A 17,347-nucleotide genomic window follows, 5' to 3' on the forward strand; every position below is an offset into this window, starting at 1 on the left:
GGGCCGGTCCGCCTGTGTGTGGCCGGTGTACATCGGGTGGACGTCCAGCAGTCGGACAGTGGGTTCGGTCCGGCCACCTCTCGCCGGTAGGGTGGCGGGGATTAAACCGGACGACGTGGTCCGGCGTCGGCCCACGTTGCAAAGGTTTCCCGGGCAATGCGAATTGGTGTGCTCACCTCCGGCGGCGACTGCCCCGGCCTCAATGCCGTCATCCGTTCTGTCGTGCACCGCGCGGTGGTGGACCACGACGACGAGGTCATCGGCTTCCACGACGGCTGGAAGGGCCTCCTCGAGTGCGACTACCGCAAGCTCGACCTCGACGCGGTGGGCGGCATCCTGGCCCGTGGCGGCACGATCCTCGGCTCCTCCCGCGTGCAGCCCGCGCATCTGCGTGACGGCGTGGAGCGCGCGAAGGGCCACGTCGCCGATCTCGGCCTCGACGCGATCATCCCGATCGGCGGCGAAGGCACGCTGAAGGCCGCCAACCTGCTCTCCGAAGCGGGCCTTCCCATCGTCGGTGTGCCCAAGACCATCGACAACGACATCGCCTCCACCGACGTGACCTTCGGTTTCGACACGGCCGTCGGGGTCGCCACCGAGGCGCTGGACCGACTGAAGACCACGGCCGAGTCGCACCAGCGGGTGCTCATCGTCGAGGTCATGGGGCGGCACACCGGCTGGATCGCGCTGCACTCGGGCATGGCGGCCGGTGCACACGCCATCGTCGTACCCGAGCGGCCGTTCGACATCGACGAGCTGACCTCGCTCGTCGGCAAGCGCTTCTCGGACGGCAAGAAGTTCGCGATCGTCGTCGTGGCGGAGGGCGCCAAGCCCCGGGAGGGCTCCATGGAGTTCAACCAGGGCAAGAAGGACATCTACGGCCACGAGCGCTTCGCCGGGGTGGCGACGCAGCTCTCCGGTGAGCTGGAGCAGCGCCTCGGCAAGGAGGCCCGCCCGGTGATTCTCGGCCATGTACAGCGCGGCGGGACGCCGACGGCGTACGACCGGGTCCTGGCCACCCGCTTCGGCTGGCACGCCGTGGAGGCCGCCCACCGCGGCGAGTTCGGCATGATGACGGCGCTGCGCGGCACGGACATCACGATGGTGCCGCTGGCTGCGGCCGTGGAGACCCTGAAGACGGTCCCGGCGGAGCGCTACGCCGAGGCGCAGGTCGTGCTCTGACCGTCACGACGCTCCCTGAACCGCCCCCGGCCGCACCCGCGGCCGGGGGCGGTTCTAGTCTGGACCGGACAACCGGCACGAAACGGGGACGTCCCCAGCGGGAGTGAACAGATGGATCACAGCGGGCACGGCATGAACATGGATCTGCCGCCGTTCACGCTGGGACGTGGGCTCGAGTTCTCCGCGGACCCGTTCTTCCTGATCGGCTGCGTCGCGGCACTCGCCCTGTACGGCTACGGCGTCACGCGGCTGCGCGGCCGGGGCGACGGCTGGCCCGTGAATCGGATCGTGTTCTTCGTCCTCGGCGTGCTCTCCATCGCCCTGGTGATGTGCACGGGACTCAACGACTACGGCATGGTCATGTTCAGCGTGCACATGGTGCAGCACATGGTCATCAGCATGGTGTCGCCGATCCTGTTGCTGCTGGGCGCGCCGGTGACACTGGCGCTCCGCGCCCTGCCGGTGGCGGGCCGGGACCGCACAGGTCCGCGCGAGCTGTTGCTCAAGCTCCTCCACAGTCGTTACATGAAGATCATCACGCATCCGGTCTTCACGATCCCGCTCTTCATCGCGAGCCTGTACGGGCTCTACTTCACCCCCCTGTTCGACTTCCTGATGGGGTCGAAGACGGGACACATCGCGATGATGCTGCACTTCCTGGCGGTCGGCCTGGTCTTCTTCTGGCCGATCATGGGAGTCGACCCCGGCCCGCACAGGCCCGGTTACGTGATGCGGATGCTGGAGCTCTTCGCCGGCATGCCGTTCCACGCGTTCTTCGGGATCGCGCTGATGATGGCGAGCCAGCCGATGGTGAAGGCGTACGAGAATCCCCCGGCCTCACTCGGTATCGACGCCCTGAGCGACCAGTCCGCGGCCGGCGGTATCGCCTGGGCGTTCAGCGAGATCCCGTCCGTGCTGGTGCTGATCGCGCTGGTCTTCCAGTGGTACCGCTCCGAGCAGCGGACGGCCAAGCGCTCCGACCGCGCCGCCGACCGGGACGGCGACCAGGAGCTGAAGGCGTACAACGCCTATCTCGCGTCATTGCAGGCACGCGGACAGTAGCGCAGGGCCCGCCCTAGGGGCGACCATGGCTGCAACGGCCGTGCGGCCGTGTGAGGAGCGTGCGCTCATGCCTGGTTCCACGAAGACCATGGGAGTGCTCACCGTCGGCACGCTGGTCGCGGTGACGGCGTACACGGTGGCGCTGGGGAGCAACGGCTGGCTCTGGTTCGGCTGGGTGGTCCTCGGACTCGCCACTCTGGGAATGGTCGCCACCCGCGACACCTGAGGCCCGGGAGGCCGGTCTCACCCGCGGCCGCCTCCGCCGCCGGCCACGCGGCAGCCCGCCTCCGCGCACGGCCGGCGTGCGAGGGTCCTCCGACAGTGCCACCCTGATGACACTGCGTGGCGGGCGGCCGGCCGGTTCGGTGGGCGGGCCCTGTCCGCCGCGCGTCCTCATGGAAAAGGGTGCTTCGCATGGACAGGTCCGGGTTGATCGAGGCGATCGGACGTAAGACGGCGGGCGGCGGCGAGCTGCCTGCGGATCAGATCGGCCGGGTCGTCGACGCCGTGTTCGGCACGGTCGGGGAGGCCGGTGCGATCGCCGAGGCGCTCCGAGCGGGCAGGACCGTCACGCTGGTGGGCTTCGGCAGTTTCCACCAGGTGGGCGGCGACGCCGCCCTGCGGCCGGGCAAGGCCCTCAACGAGTTCATCCACGACCAGGCCGGATGACCCGGGCAGCGGACCGATGGCCGTCATGACGCTGCGGGCCGAAGGTCCCGCGTCGGCGGAGGACGTCTGGCTGCGCTACGTCACGCCTGCCTGCTGGCCGTCCTGGTCGCCGCAGATCAGAGCTGTGCGTGTGGACAGGGACCGGCTCACGCCGGGGACACGGGGTGAGATCGTCTCGCTGTTCGGAGTCACGGCCGCCTTCGCCGTCGAGTCGGTGGACGACGAACGCCGGCAGTGGGCGTGGAGAGTCCGGCTCGGTCCGGTACGCCTGCGGCTGCGTCACGAGGTGCTGCGCCGGCCGGACGGATCGGAGACCACCCTCCGGATCGAGGGCTCCCCCCTCGTTGTCGCCGCCTATGCCGGTCCTGCGCGATGGGCGCTCGCGCGCCTGGTGCGGGAGTGACGGGGGTGGACAGCTTCCCGCCGCTGCCGGCCGGGCGTTTCGCCGCCGGGCGCTCGCGCGCCCGGCGGTCTGTGCCGGTGCTCCAACGCGGGTGCATGGCGGCGAAGGGCCGGGGTAGACGGGTGAGCGAATGACGGGCGAGCGGCGAACTGCTCGCGACCGAGGCGTGAAGGAGACTCCGGTGCTGATGGCCCACCCCGCGGTGCTGCGCAACCTTGTCGAGCAGTACGACACCCTGCGCATCCTGCAGGCGGAGAACGGCGACGCAGAGGTGCAGCAGAGGATGGACGACATCGCCTACACCCTCTGCATATCGACCGGCACCCGGGACGTCGACGCCGCCCTGATCGCCGCACGCCACCGGCTGCCCGGCGCACGCACCCAGGACGACTCCCTCCTCACCACCTGAGGAGGCGGGCACCGCCACCGGTCGCCCCCTTCCACCGGTCGCCCCCTTCCACCGCACCTCTTCATCCGTTCGGTGGCTGTCCGGTCGCACACCCCGTCTCGCCACACATCGGATGGGATCAACGCGACCGGGTTCCGCGTGCGGAAGGGCGGAAGGCGGGTACGCGCAGGACAATCGGAAAGCGGGTGGGGCCTGGCGCAAGGCAGGCCCCACCGGGTCCGGAAGGAGAGCGGCATGCCGCAGGGTTCCAATGCGAAGCGTGAGCGTCAGTACGAACACATCAAGGACAGTGCCGAGAAGCGCGGCACCTCCGAGGGCCGGGCGAAGGAGATCGCGGCCCGCACCGTGAACAAGGAGCGCGCCCGCGCGGGCGAGTCCAGGACCGCCAGCAAGACGTCCACCCAGGACAGGAAGTCCGCCTCGGAGCGCGGCGGCGAGCGGTCGCACAGTGGTGCTCAGGGGCCGACGAAGGACCAGCTGTACGCGGAGGCGCGTAAGCGCGGTATCGACGGCCGCTCGTCGATGAACAAGGAGGAGCTGGCCAAGGCCCTCGGCCGATGAGGCCCCCCGTTGGGCGTGGCACACCGCCGGGACCGCCGGAAGCAAGGAGCCCCGGGCGAAGCGGCGTCCTGCCCGACGGCCACAGCACCTGACGCCGGTTGCCGTCCCCGGCAACCGGCACGACAGCGGGTGTCGCCGTGATCGGGGCAGGACGTAGGGCGCACGCCGGCAGGCCCCTTCCCGACAGGCAGCGGTCGAGCGGGTCGTATCCGTGGCCGCGGAGCCCGGCGCCGGGCGCGAGCGGTCGTCGACCCCGCTGCGCCACCGGTCGTCGGGGTGGGTCGGGCCGCGTTCGAAGCCGAGACCGAGGCCGCCACGGAAGCGGGCCTCGACGCCGGGCTCGCGACGAGGAGACGGATTGCCGTTCCCCGTCCTCGCGTCTGTGCGCGTGGCGCGCCAGGCGCGGTTCCGGCCGCGCGGTCGCCTTCCGGCTCTCGCGGACGGCTCTCGCGGACGGCATCACCGCCTCAGGCGGTGCAGCCCATGACCCGGACCCGGGTGCCCCGGCTCGTGGTTGGGTGTCGACGAAGTACTTCACGGTCCTCCGTACGCCCGCCGGCGCCCCGAACCGTTCGGATGCCGTCACCGTCCCCGGGTCGTCGCCGGGCCGGGGCCGCACCCCGGCCTCACCGCGAGCGGACCACCTCGGGGCACCGATCCGGAGGCGGTGGCCGCGGACCCTGATCATGCGCCTTCCGCCCTCCTCCCGGATGCGCCCGGAACAGGGCTACGATCGATCGCCGGGAGAAGCAACGCGTTCGTACGGACCATCGACTGATGTCATGTCAGGTGAGGTGACGAGGAGTGGGTACCAGTCCGAACAGGCCGGGCTGCGGTCGATCGTGCCGTCGAGTCGGCCTGAGGCGACAACACTGTGTGTGACCTGCCAGAACGCGGCAACCAGCCCGGTCCGGAAGGCTAGGAGAGAAGCTGTGTTCTATTACGTCCTGAAGTACGTCGTGCTGGGTCCCCTGCTCCGGCTGGTGTTCCGGCCTCGCATCGAGGGGCTCGAACACATTCCGGAGGAGGGCGCGGCGATCGTCGCGGGCAACCATCTCTCCTTCTCCGACCACTTCCTGATGCCCGCGATCCTCAAACGCCGCATCACGTTCCTCGCGAAGGCCGAGTACTTCACCGGCCCCGGTATCAAGGGCAAACTGACCGCGGCGTTCTTCCACAGCATCGGACAGATTCCCGTCGACCGTTCCGGCAAGGAAGCGGGGCAGGCGGCCATCCGGGAAGGACTGGGAGTGCTGAGCAAGGACGAGCTCCTGGGCATCTATCCGGAGGGCACCCGCTCGCACGACGGACGGCTGTACAAGGGCAAGGTCGGGGTCGCCGTGATGGCGATCAGGGCAGGGGTCCCGGTCATCCCCTGCGCGATGGTCGGCACGTTCGAGATCCAGCCGCCCGGGCAGAAGGTGCCGAAGGTCAAGCGGGTCACGATCCGGTTCGGGGAGCCGCTGGACTTCTCCCGGTACGCCGGCCTGGAGGACCAGAAGGCGGCGATCCGGGCGGTCACGGACGAGATCATGTACGCCATCCTCGGTCTCTCCGGCCAGGAGTACGTCGACGAGTACGCGGTCAAGGCGAAGGCGGCGCAGGCCGAGGAGTCCAAGAAGTTCCCACGACGGCCTCGCTGAGGCACAGTCTGCTGTCGGCCGATATCCCTGTTCCGGCTGCTGGGGCGACCGTAGCGTTGCCCGCATGAGCAGAGGACGAGCATGTGTGCTGGGTGCCACGGGACAGATCGGCCGGGCCGCGGTGCGGACCCTGGCCGAGGACGGCTGGGAGGTGACGGCGGCGTCCCGCGGTGGCGGCCGGGACGGCTCCTGGGGCGACGACGTCCTCGCGGTCGCCCTCGACCGCGAGGAGGAGGGGGCGCTGGCAGCCGCGGTCGGCGACGGCTGCGACGTCCTGGTCGACGTGGTCGCCTTCGGCAGGGAACACGCCGCGCAGCTCGAGGGGCTGGCGGGCCGTGTCGGGTCCGCGGTCGTCATCTCCAGCGGTGCGGTGTACGAGGACGGGCAGGGCCGCAGCTTCGACACACAGGACCGGCCGGACGGCTTCCCGGAGTACCCGGTGCCCGTCACGGAGGCGCAGCGCACGGTCGCCCCCGGGGAAGCGACGTACGGGACGCGGAAGGTCGCGCTGGAGCGGCAGCTGCTCGCGTGCGGCGACGCGTTGCCGGTGACGCTGCTGCGGGCGGGCGCGGTGCACGGGGAGTACTGCCGCACGCCACGAGAGCTGTACTTCGTCAAACGTCTGCTGGACGGACGCCGGCGACGGGTCCTCGCGTACGACGGGGAGAGCCGTTTCCACCCGGTTCATGTGTCCAACCTGGCCGAACTGATACGGCTGGCCGCTCTGCGGCCGGCCTCCCGCGTGCTCAACGCGGGCGACCCGCAGGCACCGACCGTCGCCGAGATCGGCGCGGCCGTCGACGACGTCCTCGGGCTGGAGACCGAGACGGTGCTGGTGGCCGGTGCGCCGCCTCAAGGGGGTGTCGGGGAAACGCCTTGGAGCGGTACGCATCCCGTCGTCTACGACATGTCGGCCGCCGAACGGGAGCTGGGCTACCGCCCCGTCACGGGGTATGCCGAGTCGCTGCCGCAGACCGTCGCATGGCTCGCCGCGCAACTCGACGGCCGCGACTGGAGGCAGGCGTTCCCGAAGATGGTCCGCAACTACGGCGAGTCCCTCTTCGACTACGCGGCTGAGGACGCCTGGCTGGAGCGGCACGGCCGGCAGTCGCGCGACCACCGCACCGGCCGGGGGTGAGCGGGCGGCCGCCGGAAGACATCGGCCGCCCGCTCACGTCAGGTGGTGATCACGGCTTCGGGGTGGCGTGCGGGGTGCACGTCACATCGCGCCGGTCGGTCTTCCCCGTGAGCAGGTAGGTGTCCACCCGCTCGTTGACGCAGGGGTTGACCAGGCCGGTGACACCGTGCGAGCCGGCGCCCTCCTCGGTGATCAGCCGGGAGCCCTTGAAACGCTTGTGCAGCTCGACGGCGCCCTCGTACGGAGTGGCGGCGTCACGCGTGGCCTGCACGATCAGCACCGGGGGCAGGCCCTTGCCGGTGCGGACGTCCAGCGGGGTCTGCTGCTCGGACGACCAGGTCGCACAGGGCAGGTTCATCCAGGCGTTCGCCCAGGTCATGAAGGGGTGGTCCCGGTGCAGCCTGGTGTTGTCGCGGTCCCACTTCTTCCAGCTGGTGGGCCACTTGGCGTCCGCGCACTCGACGGCCGTGTACACCGCGTTGCCGTTCTCCGCGCTGATGTTGCCCGCGGTGTCCGACAGGTCGGGTGCCGCGGCGTCGATCAGCGCCTGGGTGTCGCCGCCCAGGTAGTCACTCCAGATCCGGGCGGTGGGTGCCCAGGCGGAGTCGTAGTACGGAGCGCCCTGGAAGAAGCCGATGAGCTCGGCGGGGCCCACGACGCCGCCGATCGGGTTCTTCTTGGCCGCCGCGCGGAGCGTCAGCCACGCCTGCTCGACCTTCTCCGGCGTGTCACCGATGTGGTAGGCCGCGTCGTTCTCGGCGACCCACGCCTTCCAGTCGTTCCAGCGTGTCTGGAAGGCGATGTCCTGGTTGAGGTTGGCCTCGTACCAGATGTTGTCCTTCGCCGGGTTGACCACGCTGTCGACGACCATACGGCGTACGTGCGTCGGGAAGAGCGTGCCGTAGACCGCGCCCAGGTAGGTGCCGTAGGAGACGCCGAGGAAGTTGAGCTTCTTCTCACCGAGCGCGGCGCGGATGACGTCCAGGTCACGCGCGGTGTTCGGCGTGGTCATGTGCGGCAGCATGTCGCCGCTGCGCTCGGCGCAGCCGTCGGCGTACTCGGCCGCGAGCTTGCGCTGGGCCCGCTTGTCGGCCTCGCTGTCCGGAACCGGGTCCGCCTTCGGAGCCTTCACGAACTCCTGCGGGTCGATACAGGAGATCGGCGCCGAGTGGCCGACCCCGCGCGGGTCGAAACCGACGAAGTCGTAGGCCTTCGCGGTCTTCGTCCAGAGCGGGTTCTTGGTGACGATGCGCCTCGGGAACGCCATACCCGAGCCGCCGGGGCCTCCGGGGTTGTAGACGAGGGCGCCTTGGCGTTCGTCCTTCGTGCCTGTGCTGACGTGCCGGTCGACCGCGAGCTTGATCTTCTTGCCGTTCGGCTCGGCGTAGTCGAGCGGTACGCTCACCCATCCGCACTGGATGGGTGCGGCGATCGCCCAGTCGGCCGGACAGTCCGTCCAGTCGATACCCGCCTTCGCGGCCCGGGCCGCGGCGATCTGGACTCCGCGCGCCTCCTGGTCGCCGTGGTGCCTGCTGTCGGCACCGGCGGCCGGTGCGGCCATCGCCCCCGCTATGAGCGTGCCCGCGATCAGAGTGCCGGCCGAACCGAGCATCGCTGTGCGCCTCAAGTGGAACCTCCCCCTGCGTGATGCGCCGCGGTGGCGGCGCTTCGGTTCATGTGTCCAGGCGGATCCTTTCGTCTGTGAGGTTGCTGAGAACAGGGCGTACGCGTGTTTCTTTACCGAACCAATAACCGGTGCGCGCTGTCCCGCTGAGCGAACTCACGCGTTCCGCAGGGCTTTCGACTCCTTCAGCAGCACCTTCAGCGCTTCGTCCAGTACCGCGCGCAGCAGCCGCGCGTCGGCGGCGAGCGCCGTCACCAGCACGGCGGGTCCGGCCAGCGGAGTGAGCGCGGCGGTGGGACCGAGCAGTCGCGGCGCGGGGACGCCGCCCTCGAACGCCGGGTCGACGAGCAGCAGTTGCCCGACGGCCCGGTGGCCGCCCAGGACGGCCGAGCCGTCCCAGCCTCCGGGCGCTCCCGGCCCGTACGCCGTCTGCTGGTCGAGCAGGGGCCTTCCGGCTCTGCGCACCGTCAGGCGGGTCGAGAGCCTGCCGGTGCTCTCCCCCTGCCGGCCCAGAACCTGTTCCTCACGGAGCACCAGGCGTGCGGTTGACGCGAGTTCGGCCCGGGTGGTCATGTCGAGTTCGCTTCCGTACGCGGAGACGAGCTGTTCGGGGAGCCAGTGGAGTTCCGCCCCCTCCCCCACGCTGAGCCGCACGTCGTACGAAGCCGGGCCGGCATCCGGGCCCGCCCCCGGCAGCGCCACGGTGGCGGCGGCGGAGTCGACGCTCACCCGGGCGCCGTCCTCCGCCCGGGCCTCGACGGCGAGCCGGTCGCCGCCGAGGGGCGCGCTCATCGCGCCAACCACGGTGACACGCGCGAACGCGGCGTCCGGAGACCTGGTCCGGCGCAGGGCGAGCGGACCGCCGCTCTCGAGCACCGGAAGCGACGTGGCACCCCGTCCGTCGGCTACCGCCCTGATCCGGGCGGTGGCTGTGACGCTCACGCGGCCCAGTCCGCGAGCCGCGCGCGTACCCAGTCGGCGACCGGCGCGACGCCGTCCGCACCGGTCAGGGAGGTGAACACCACGGGGAGCTCACCACGTTGTCCGGCGGCGTCGCGGGCCATCCGGTCCAGGTCGGATCCGACGTAGGGGGCGAGGTCGGTCTTGTTGATGACGAGCAGGTCGGCGGTGGTGACACCGGGGCCGCCCTTGCGCGGGATGTCGTCGCCGCCCGCGACGTCGATCACGAAGACCTGGGCGTCGACGAGCCCCTTGGAGAAGGTGGCGGTGAGATTGTCGCCGCCCGATTCGACGAGGATCAGATCGAGCGGCCCCACCGAGTCCTCCAGGTCCTCGACCGCTTCCAGGTTGGCGGAGATGTCGTCACGGATCGCCGTGTGCGGGCATGCGCCGGTCTCGACGGCCTGGATGCGCTCGGGTGGCAGCACCGCGTTGCGGAGCAGGAAGGCGGCGTCCTCGCGGGTGTAGATGTCGTTGGTGACGACGGCGATGGAGAACCGGTCGCGCAGGGCGCGGCAGAGGGCTGCGACGGTGGCCGTCTTCCCCGAGCCGACCGGCCCTCCGAGTCCGATGCGCAGGGCGCGACGTGTGCCGTCGGGGCGTGCGGCGTCTGCGCTGACGGCCGTGGGGGCGTTGTGTGCGTGGTCGAGATGCATGGGTCTGACTCCTGGTTCCGGCGGGCGGGGTGACGTTCGGGGATTCAGGACGCGAACAGGCGGACGGGCCAGGCCGAGTGGGCCTCCGCCGAGATGTCGAGCAACGGGGCGGAGGCGGCGGGCAGCGCGTCGATGCCGTGCCGTGCGGCCTCGGCGGCCTGTTCGGCGACCTGGTCGAGGGCGGGTGCGAGCCGGGCCAGGACCGCGGTGGCCTCGAACGGGTCCAGGGACAGCAGGCGGACCACAGCGGTGGCCGGGCCGCTTACCGCTTCGTAGGCGACGCAGTGTGCGGCGTCGGCGGGCCCCAGCCCGGCGGCACGCGCCGTGAGCCCGAGTACGACGGGCTGGTGGGCGCCACGCGGCCGGGCTTCGGCGAGCGCGGCCAGTTCAGGGCTGGGCCAGGTGGCCCGCGCCGCCCTCATCAACTGTCGGCCGAGCTTGCGTGCGACGCCTCTGAGGGCGGGCGAGGGCGTCCGGGCGTCGGCGGCCTCGTCGAGGGCGAGGGGGTCGAGGCCGAGGGCAGCCGCGGCGGCCAGGGCTGCCGATGTGAGCCCGGTGGTGTGCAGCCGTCCCAGGCAGAAATCCGCCAGGTCCTGGGCGTCGCGGATGCGTCCCGCCTTGACGGCCGGCTCGGCGCCGCCGGAGTGGGCGTGGCCACCGGCGGGGAACCGGCCGTCGGCGAGAACGAGCAGGGCTGCGCGCGTGGTCATGTGGTGCCGTCCTGCCTCAGAAGAGGAAGTAGCGCTGAGCCATGGGAAGTTCAGCGGCTGGGGCTGGTTCGACCGGATCACCGTCGATGGTGACGGCGAAGCTGTCGGGGTCGACCTGGACGTCGGGCAGGGCGTCGTTCTCCCGCATGTGCGCCTTGGTGACCCCCCGGGTGCTGGTGATCGGCACGAACCGCTTGCCGAGGCCCAGCTGCTCGGGCAGTCCGGCCTCGATGGCGGCCGCGGATACGAAGTTGAGGGAGTTGGCTGCGGGGGCCCTTCCCATGGCCCCGAACATGGGCCGGGGCATGACCGGCTGCGGGGTGGGGATCGAGGCGTTGGCATCGCCCATCTGCGCGTAGGCGATCTGGCCGCCCTTGATCACGGTCTGCGGCTTGACGCCGAAGAACGCCGGATCCCACAGCACGAGGTCGGCGAGCTTGCCGGTCTCGACGGAACCGATCTCCCGGTCCAGGCCCTGGGCCACAGCCGGGTTGATGGTGTATTTGGCGACATAGCGACGTGCCCGGTGGTTGTCGGCGCGTCCGTCCCCCGGAAGTGCCCCGCGTCGGCGCTTCATCACGTGGGCCGTCTGCCAGGTCCGCAGGATCACCTCACCGATGCGGCCCATCGCCTGGGAGTCCGAGGAGATGATCGAGATCGCTCCGAGGTCATGGAGGATGTCCTCGGCCGCGATGGTGGAGGGCCGGATGCGGGACTCGGCGAAGGCGAGGTCCTCCGGCACCGTGGGGTTGAGGTGGTGACAGACCATCAGCATGTCGAGGTGCTCGTCGATCGTGTTGACGGTGTGCGGCCGGGTCGGATTGGTGGAGCTGGGCAGGACATACGGTTCCGAGACCACGCTGATGATGTCGGGGGCGTGACCGCCGCCGGCGCCTTCGGTGTGGTACGCGTGGATGGTGCGCCCCGCGATGGCGGCAAGGGTGTCGGCGACGAATCCGGCCTCGTTGAGCGTGTCCGTGTGGATGGCGAGCTGGGCGCCCGTCTCCTCGCACACACTCAGGCAGGCGTCGATCACGGCGGGGGTCGCGCCCCAGTCCTCATGGATCTTGAACCCCAGGGCCCCCGCGCACAGCTGGGAACGCATGGCCTCGTGGGACATCGTGTTGCCCTTGCCGAGCAGACCGATGTTGACCGGGTAACCCTCGAGCGCCTCGAACATCCGGGCAAGGTGCCAGGGGCCCGGGGTGATCGTCGTGGCCTTGGTGCCCTCGGCGGGGCCCGTACCTCCCCCGACGAGAGTCGTGATGCCGGACGAGAGCGCCTGGTCGACGAGGGTCGGCGAGATGAAGTGGACGTGCGCGTCGATGGCCCCGGCGGTGATGAACTTGCCGTTCCCCGCGATGATCTCGGTCTCGGGGCCGATGACCAGGTCCGGGTGGACACCGTCCATCGTGTCCGGGTTACCGGCCTTCCCGATCCCGGTGATCCGGCCGCCGCGGATGCCGATGTCGGCCTTGACGACGCCCCAGTGGTCGATGATCACGGCGCCGGTGACGACCGTGTCGGGGGCACCTTCGGCGCGGGTGGTCCGCGCCTGGCCCATCGATTCACGGATCACCTTGCCGCCGCCGAACACGGCTTCGTCACCGGCCCGTCCGGGACCACCGGACCGGTCCTCCTCGATCTCGACGACGAGGTCGGTGTCGGCGAGCCTGATGCGGTCGCCGGTGGTGGGGCCGAACAGGTCGGCGTACACGGGGCGGCTGAGTTCAGGCATCGAGGGAACCTCCGGTGTCGCCGCGCAGTCCGGGGACGATGCGCAGACCTGCGAGCGGGACGAGTTCGACGTCGACGGGGATACCGGGCTCGAAGCGCACGGCGGTTCCGGCGGCGATGTTCAGCCTGAGCCCGTGAGCGGCACGGCGGTCGAAGTCCAGACCGGGATTGGCCTCGGCGAAGTGGTAGTGCGAGCCGACCTGGACCGGTCGGTCCGCGGCGTTGAGGACGGTGAGACGGGTGACGGGGCGCCCCTCGTTGAGCGGCACCGGGTCCTGCGCGTACAGGATCTCTCCGGGGATCATCGACTGCTCCCCCGTCACACGATCGGATCGTGGACGGTGACGAGCTTGGTGCCGTCCGGGAAGGTGGCCTCGACCTGGACGTCGTGGACCATCTCCGGGATGCCGTCCATGACGTCGTCGCGGGTGAGGACCTTCCTGCCGGACGCCATCAGCTCGGCAACGGTCCGGCCGTCACGGGCGCCTTCCAGAAGGTGCGAAGTGATCAGCGCGATCGCCTCGGGATGGTTCAGCCGCAGTCCGCGCGCCCTGCGCTTCTCCGCGACGTCGGCGGCCACATGGATGAGCAGGCGTTCCTGTTCGTGCGGAGTCAGTTGCACGCTTCCACCCTCTTCGTCTTCCGCCCGGTACCTGCCCCGGGCGCAGCGGGACCCTATCCCGCCTTCAACACTCTGTTGAACGATGAAGAGGATTCCGCGACCAGGTATTGCACGTTAGGGCGGAAGTTTTTCCGGCGCGTTAACTGATCTTTTGCGGACCCATGGACATCAGCCCGCGCAACCCGTTCTCCAGGACGTGCGGCTCGGCCCCGCCGAACAGCGCCTCCTGCGCGAGGAATCCCTGCGCGGTGGCGATCAAGGTGCGGGCGACGTCGTCGGCCGGCACGTCGGAATGCATGAGCCCTGCCGCCCGGTAGGCCTCCACCAGCGTCGCCCAGGCCTCCCGCATGCCGATGAAGCCGTCGTCGAGCGTCTTCGCCAGCCGGTCGTTACGCATGGTCTCGGCCCATACCTGGACGATGAGCGCGGCGCACGTACGGCGCTCCATCCCGTACACCTGCCCCTCGAAGACACCGCGCAGCACCCTGCCCAGCAGCACGTCGGGAGTGGGTGGCGGGATGAGCTCCGCCGCCTCCTCGAACGCCCGCCGGATGCTGCTGAACGCCTCGTCGGCGATGGCCGCGATCAACTCCTCCTTGCCCGCGAAGTAGCGGTAGACGGCCCCGGCGGACAGCCCGACCTCCTTCAGTACGTCCTGCATGGATGTGCCGTGGAAGCCGTTGCGGGCGAAGCAGTGCGCGGCGCCGACGAGGATCTGCCGACGGCGGGCATCGAGGTGCTCCTGCGATACACGTGCCATGGCGAACAATCTAAAACGAACGTTCCTTCTTGACAAGGGCGCGGTCCCGACGCGACAGTGGCCATCGTAAAACGAACGATCCTTCTCTTTGAATCGAGGCAGTCGTCATGCCTGCTGCGCACAACCGCCGCGCGGTCGCGGTCATCCTCCTCGTCCCTCTGGTCGTGACCCTCAGCCTCTGGGCCTTCTCGTGGCCGGCCGCCCGGATCGCCCCGCGTGACGTGCCTGTGGGGATAGCCGGTACCGCGCCCGCGGCCGATCAGCTTCAGCACAGGTTCGAACAGCGCGGAGGTGCCTTCGAGGTCCACCGTTACGACGACGCCGCCGCGGCCCGCGACGCGGTCGAGGACCGGGTCGTATACGGCGCCTTCGTGATCACCGGGAAGGGAACGCAGCTGCTCACCGCTTCGGCGGCCGGCCCCGTCGTCTCCCAGCTGCTGACCGAGGCGGCCAGGGGGGCGGCACCCGCGGGGGCCGCCCTACCGGTCACCGATGTCGTCGCGGCACCCGCGGCGGACCCGCGTAGCGCCGCGCTCGGTGCGAGCATCCTGCCGCTGGCCCTCGCCGGCGTCGCCGCCGGAGCGATGGTGACCCTGCTGAAGCTGCGGGGCGCCCGGGCGGCCCTGGCCCTTGGCGGCGCCTCCGTCCTCGTGGGCGTGGCCGCCACGGCGGTCACCCACAGCTGGCTGGGAGTGATCACGGGTGACTGGTGGACGGAAGCGGGCGCCATCGGCCTCACCGTGCTGGCCATCGCCTCGGCCGTGGGAGGACTCGCTGCGCTGCTCGGCACCAAGGGCATCGGCGTGGGCGCGCTGCTGATGGTGCTGCTCGGCAATTCGTTCTCGGGCGTCACGAGCGCACCCGAACTGCTCCCCGAACCGGTCGGTGTCATCGGCCAGTGGCTCCCGCCGGGCGCGGGGGGATCGCTGCTGAGGTCGGTCGCCTTCTTCGACGGTGCCGCCGCCGGCCCGGCCGTCCTGACCCTGACGGCGTGGGCCGCACTGGGTCTGGGCGCCGTGCTGATCGGCGGCCGCCGGAAACCGGACGCGGCCGAGACAGCCGGCCACCACCGTCGCGAACCGGCCCTCACGAGCTGAGCCGGCGGTCCAGCAGGATGAGCACGGCGCCCTCGGCGAAGCGCTTCCGCGGCCGGGAAGGGCCCGTTCGCCGCCGGGACCGGTGCACCCGGCGTTCCCCGAGTCGACCTCGTTGGTGCGCCCCGGCGACGCCGGCCCCCCGGCCGCGTCGCCGCCTGCCTCTGCCGGCGGCGACGCCTCACGGGTCACGTCGCGCGCGGGGAGCCGCCCTGTGAGCAGCCGGGGATTCGGCCACTACGCGCGCAGGGCTCCGGCGCCGGCGTGGAGGGCACGGGGTCCCCGGTGACGGCGACGGGCAGTGCCGGGACGTCGCTGTCGAGCACGGTGGGCGCCCCTGCGGGCACGTTCCAGGACTCGCAGGGGTGATGTGCGCGTCGGCGGCCCGGCGAGGGCCCGCCTGCGGGACTGGTCGACCTCGCGTCGACAGCTGCCGACGCCGCACCGCTCCGTCACGTCACCACACAGGACCTGCCGAGGCCTCCGACGTAGAGGGCGGGGGGCGAAGCGCGGGGCCGACAGGTTGCGCAACACGCTTCGGGACGGTGGCGACGACCCCGGCCCCTGGGAACGGCGTCAGTGGTCCCGGTCCCCGTGCCCGCGGTGTTCCGCGGCGATACCGAAGCGGTGCCGTTCGCCCGGAGCGGACGACACCGAGCGGATCGAGGAAACCGAGCTGATCACCTGCTCCTCGGCCGCCTCCTCCTGCGCCGCGGCCTCCTCGTTCTCGAGTCGCTGCAGGTCGGCAGCAGACACCAGGGCGACCAGAGGCTTTCCGTGCCGGGTCACCACCACGCGCTCACCCCCGTAGACGACGCGGTTGATCAGTTCGGCGAGCTCCGCCCGGGCTTGCGTCACCGGAATCTCGTAGGCCATGCCTCCATCCTAACCTCCTGTACGTCCTGTACATTTTTTACGTACTCCGATGCACTGTGGTCCGAGGAGAGGTATCGCCGTGTTCCGTCCCGCCGCCCGCTACGTCCTGCCTGAGTTCACCGAGCGCACCGCATACGGATCCCGGAGCATGGATCCCTACTCGAAGCTGCTGTCCGAGCGGATCGTCTTCCTCGGCACACCCGTGGACGACACCGCGGCTTCCGACCTGATCGCGCAGTTCATGCACCTGGAGCACGCGGATCCCGACCGGCCCCTCTCCCTCTACATCAACTCGCCGGGCGGCTCTTTCAACGCCATGACGGCGGTCTACGACACCATGCACTTCCTCGCCTGCGAGGTGGAGACCTTCTGTCTCGGTCAGGCGGGTGCCGGCGCGGCGGTACTGCTCGCGGCCGGCGCGCCCGGGCGCCGACATGCCCTGCCGGGCGCCCGGGTAGTCATCCGGCAACCCGCCCTGGGCGAACCGGTGCGGGGCCAGCCCTCCGATCTCGAGATCCAGGCGGCAGAGTTGCTGCGCGAGCGCGAGCTGCTCACGGCCATGCTGGCCCGTCACACGGGGCGCTCCGCGCCGGAGATCAGTGCCGACATCGAACGGGACACCATCCTCGATGCCAGGGCTGCCCTGGCGTTCGGGCTGGTGGACCACGTCGTGGAGAACCGCACGCCGTCCCAGCCGCCGCATGACGCGAGGTGAACGCCCCATGCTCCAGCCCCAGTTCCCACCGCTTCCCGCCCTGACCCGCGCCGAGGCCGAGTTCATCGACTGCTACCTGGAGGTGCTCGACCAGCTCGGCCGCATCAACCCCGCGCGCGGCAGCGACACGTACGGAGCCCTCCGGGCAGCTCAGGCTCTCGCGTCCCGGGCCATCGCCCTCCGCGACGCCCTCGCGTCGATGCACGAGCGGGGCGAGTCTCAGATCCACGCGGGCACCCTCGCCAGAGCACTGCGAACGCTGGACGGAGAGCGCCGCGCCGGACGGATCGCCGTGCCCCCCGCGTCACCGAGTTGACCGCTTCCGCCGCCCGACTCGGGGGCCCCAGCCGCTTTTCGACGCCCTTTCACGACACGCCCGGCAGGCTGATGAGTTTTCCTCGCTCGATCGGCGTAGAAGCTCCCCCTCCTGAGGGGCGGTCCAACTTGCGCGACAAGCGCGGGAGCTGAACGACAGACATCGTTCCGCCGCTGGTACACAGCTGGTCCGGTGCGGCCACCGCGGCTC

Annotated in this window: 21 protein-coding genes; 12 read left to right on the forward strand and 9 right to left on the reverse strand. The window is 70.7% G+C overall.

Translation table 11 applies throughout. The features are described from left to right. Positions 1-156: 156 nt before the first annotated feature. The 9 genes from OO67_RS16770 to OO67_RS16810 all read left to right on the forward strand — a co-directional run bounded on the left by OO67_RS16770 (position 157) and on the right by OO67_RS16810 (position 7,067). Entirely contained in the window at positions 157-1,182 is a 1,026-nt protein-coding gene (locus tag OO67_RS16770) for a 6-phosphofructokinase (protein WP_033300997.1), read from the forward strand. A 111-nt stretch (positions 1,183-1,293) separates the two neighbouring features. Then, on the forward strand, positions 1,294-2,244 hold the full coding sequence (locus tag OO67_RS16775) for a cytochrome c oxidase assembly protein (protein WP_033300999.1): 951 nt from the start codon (positions 1,294-1,296) through the stop codon (positions 2,242-2,244). 67 nt (positions 2,245-2,311) lie between these two features. Continuing rightward, positions 2,312-2,470 carry a hypothetical protein gene (locus OO67_RS39015; RefSeq protein WP_033301001.1) on the forward strand — a complete coding sequence of 53 codons (159 nt, stop codon included), beginning with the start codon at positions 2,312-2,314 and terminating at the stop codon, positions 2,468-2,470. 188 nt (positions 2,471-2,658) lie between these two features. Next, positions 2,659-2,913, forward strand: coding sequence for an HU family DNA-binding protein (locus tag OO67_RS16785; protein ID WP_033301002.1), 255 nt, complete (start codon positions 2,659-2,661; stop codon positions 2,911-2,913). 16 nt (positions 2,914-2,929) lie between these two features. Next, positions 2,930-3,316, forward strand: coding sequence for an SRPBCC family protein (locus OO67_RS16790; protein WP_063746155.1), 387 nt, complete (start codon positions 2,930-2,932; stop codon positions 3,314-3,316). 181 nt (positions 3,317-3,497) lie between these two features. Continuing rightward, on the forward strand, positions 3,498-3,725 hold the full coding sequence (locus tag OO67_RS16795; protein ID WP_033301003.1) for a DUF5133 domain-containing protein: 228 nt from the start codon (positions 3,498-3,500) through the stop codon (positions 3,723-3,725). 234 nt (positions 3,726-3,959) lie between these two features. Further along, positions 3,960-4,286: a hypothetical protein gene (locus OO67_RS16800; protein ID WP_033301005.1), complete on the forward strand. Its 327-nt coding sequence runs from the start codon at positions 3,960-3,962 to the stop codon at positions 4,284-4,286. Positions 4,287-5,218: 932 nt separating this feature from the next. Continuing rightward, positions 5,219-5,929, forward strand: coding sequence for a lysophospholipid acyltransferase family protein (locus OO67_RS16805; RefSeq protein WP_033301006.1), 711 nt, complete (start codon positions 5,219-5,221; stop codon positions 5,927-5,929). 85 nt (positions 5,930-6,014) lie between these two features. Beyond that, a complete protein-coding gene (locus tag OO67_RS16810; protein WP_033301009.1) occupies positions 6,015-7,067 on the forward strand; it encodes an NAD-dependent epimerase/dehydratase family protein in 1,053 nt (350 codons plus the stop codon). Between the two features lie 49 nt (positions 7,068-7,116). Here the strand turns inward: OO67_RS16810 and OO67_RS16815 are convergent, their stop codons facing one another. The 8 genes from OO67_RS16815 to OO67_RS16850 form a co-directional block, all read right to left on the reverse strand. Beyond that, entirely contained in the window at positions 7,117-8,679 is a 1,563-nt protein-coding gene (locus OO67_RS16815) for an alpha/beta hydrolase (protein WP_033301010.1), read from the reverse strand. 168 nt (positions 8,680-8,847) lie between these two features. Continuing rightward, positions 8,848-9,633, reverse strand: a complete 786-nt coding sequence (locus OO67_RS16820) for an urease accessory protein UreD (protein ID WP_033301011.1) — start codon at positions 9,631-9,633, stop codon at positions 8,848-8,850. After that, positions 9,630-10,307, reverse strand: a complete 678-nt coding sequence (ureG, locus tag OO67_RS16825; RefSeq protein WP_033301012.1) for an urease accessory protein UreG — start codon at positions 10,305-10,307, stop codon at positions 9,630-9,632. The genes OO67_RS16820 and ureG overlap by 4 nt, the downstream gene beginning before the upstream one ends. A gap of 44 nt (positions 10,308-10,351) precedes the next feature. Further along, positions 10,352-11,017 carry an urease accessory protein UreF gene (locus OO67_RS16830; protein WP_033301014.1) on the reverse strand — a complete coding sequence of 222 codons (666 nt, stop codon included), beginning with the start codon at positions 11,015-11,017 and terminating at the stop codon, positions 10,352-10,354. Positions 11,018-11,033: 16 nt separating this feature from the next. Then, positions 11,034-12,755: an urease subunit alpha gene (locus OO67_RS16835; RefSeq protein WP_033301017.1), complete on the reverse strand. Its 1,722-nt coding sequence runs from the start codon at positions 12,753-12,755 to the stop codon at positions 11,034-11,036. After that, positions 12,748-13,059 (reverse strand): urease subunit beta, encoded by a 312-nt coding sequence (locus OO67_RS16840; RefSeq protein WP_033301020.1) that lies wholly within the window; start codon positions 13,057-13,059, stop codon positions 12,748-12,750. The genes OO67_RS16835 and OO67_RS16840 overlap by 8 nt, the downstream gene beginning before the upstream one ends. 14 nt (positions 13,060-13,073) lie before the next feature. After that, on the reverse strand, positions 13,074-13,376 hold the full coding sequence (locus tag OO67_RS16845) for an urease subunit gamma (RefSeq protein ID WP_033301027.1): 303 nt from the start codon (positions 13,374-13,376) through the stop codon (positions 13,074-13,076). Positions 13,377-13,515: 139 nt separating this feature from the next. Further along, a complete protein-coding gene (locus tag OO67_RS16850) occupies positions 13,516-14,136 on the reverse strand; it encodes a TetR/AcrR family transcriptional regulator (protein ID WP_033301030.1) in 621 nt (206 codons plus the stop codon). Positions 14,137-14,243: 107 nt separating this feature from the next. Between OO67_RS16850 and OO67_RS16855 the strand changes: the two genes are divergently transcribed. Then, the gene (locus OO67_RS16855; protein WP_033301038.1) at positions 14,244-15,233 is read left to right on the forward strand and encodes a membrane protein; all 990 of its coding nucleotides are present in this window, start codon (positions 14,244-14,246) and stop codon (positions 15,231-15,233) included. Between the two features lie 573 nt (positions 15,234-15,806). On the opposite strand, the gene OO67_RS16860 is transcribed toward OO67_RS16855, so the two are convergent. Further along, positions 15,807-16,106 (reverse strand): type II toxin-antitoxin system Phd/YefM family antitoxin, encoded by a 300-nt coding sequence (locus OO67_RS16860; RefSeq protein ID WP_033301041.1) that lies wholly within the window; start codon positions 16,104-16,106, stop codon positions 15,807-15,809. A 79-nt stretch (positions 16,107-16,185) separates the two neighbouring features. Between OO67_RS16860 and OO67_RS16865 the strand changes: the two genes are divergently transcribed. Next, on the forward strand, positions 16,186-16,821 hold the full coding sequence (locus OO67_RS16865; RefSeq protein WP_033301042.1) for an ATP-dependent Clp protease proteolytic subunit: 636 nt from the start codon (positions 16,186-16,188) through the stop codon (positions 16,819-16,821). A 7-nt stretch (positions 16,822-16,828) separates the two neighbouring features. Then, the gene (locus tag OO67_RS16870; protein ID WP_033301048.1) at positions 16,829-17,137 is read left to right on the forward strand and encodes a hypothetical protein; all 309 of its coding nucleotides are present in this window, start codon (positions 16,829-16,831) and stop codon (positions 17,135-17,137) included. Positions 17,138-17,347 lie beyond the last annotated feature (210 nt).

Source organism: Streptomyces atroolivaceus (genome assembly GCF_000717025.1).
Classification (GTDB): Bacteria; Actinomycetota; Actinomycetes; order Streptomycetales; family Streptomycetaceae; genus Streptomyces; species Streptomyces atroolivaceus.

Bases quoted from the DNA above. Each gene is read 5' to 3' on its own strand.
- OO67_RS16785 (WP_033301002.1), top strand. From the start codon at position 2,659: ATGGACAGGTCCGGGTTGATCGAGGCGATCGGACGTAAGACGGCGGGC.
- OO67_RS16800 (WP_033301005.1), top strand. From the start codon at position 3,960: ATGCCGCAGGGTTCCAATGCGAAGCGTGAGCGTCAGTACGAACACATC.
- OO67_RS16815 (WP_033301010.1), bottom strand. From the start codon at position 8,679: ATGCTCGGTTCGGCCGGCACTCTGATCGCGGGCACGCTCATAGCGGGG.
- OO67_RS39015 (WP_033301001.1), top strand. From the start codon at position 2,312: ATGCCTGGTTCCACGAAGACCATGGGAGTGCTCACCGTCGGCACGCTG.
- OO67_RS16840 (WP_033301020.1), bottom strand. From the start codon at position 13,059: ATGATCCCCGGAGAGATCCTGTACGCGCAGGACCCGGTGCCGCTCAAC.
- OO67_RS16860 (WP_033301041.1), bottom strand. From the start codon at position 16,106: ATGGCCTACGAGATTCCGGTGACGCAAGCCCGGGCGGAGCTCGCCGAA.
- OO67_RS16850 (WP_033301030.1), bottom strand. From the start codon at position 14,136: ATGGCACGTGTATCGCAGGAGCACCTCGATGCCCGCCGTCGGCAGATC.
- OO67_RS16790 (WP_063746155.1), top strand. From the start codon at position 2,930: ATGGCCGTCATGACGCTGCGGGCCGAAGGTCCCGCGTCGGCGGAGGAC.
- OO67_RS16775 (WP_033300999.1), top strand. From the start codon at position 1,294: ATGGATCACAGCGGGCACGGCATGAACATGGATCTGCCGCCGTTCACG.
- OO67_RS16830 (WP_033301014.1), bottom strand. From the start codon at position 11,017: ATGACCACGCGCGCAGCCCTGCTCGTTCTCGCCGACGGCCGGTTCCCC.
- OO67_RS16770 (WP_033300997.1), top strand. From the start codon at position 157: ATGCGAATTGGTGTGCTCACCTCCGGCGGCGACTGCCCCGGCCTCAAT.
- OO67_RS16855 (WP_033301038.1), top strand. From the start codon at position 14,244: ATGCCTGCTGCGCACAACCGCCGCGCGGTCGCGGTCATCCTCCTCGTC.
- OO67_RS16835 (WP_033301017.1), bottom strand. From the start codon at position 12,755: ATGCCTGAACTCAGCCGCCCCGTGTACGCCGACCTGTTCGGCCCCACC.
- ureG (WP_033301012.1), bottom strand. From the start codon at position 10,307: ATGCATCTCGACCACGCACACAACGCCCCCACGGCCGTCAGCGCAGAC.
- OO67_RS16870 (WP_033301048.1), top strand. From the start codon at position 16,829: ATGCTCCAGCCCCAGTTCCCACCGCTTCCCGCCCTGACCCGCGCCGAG.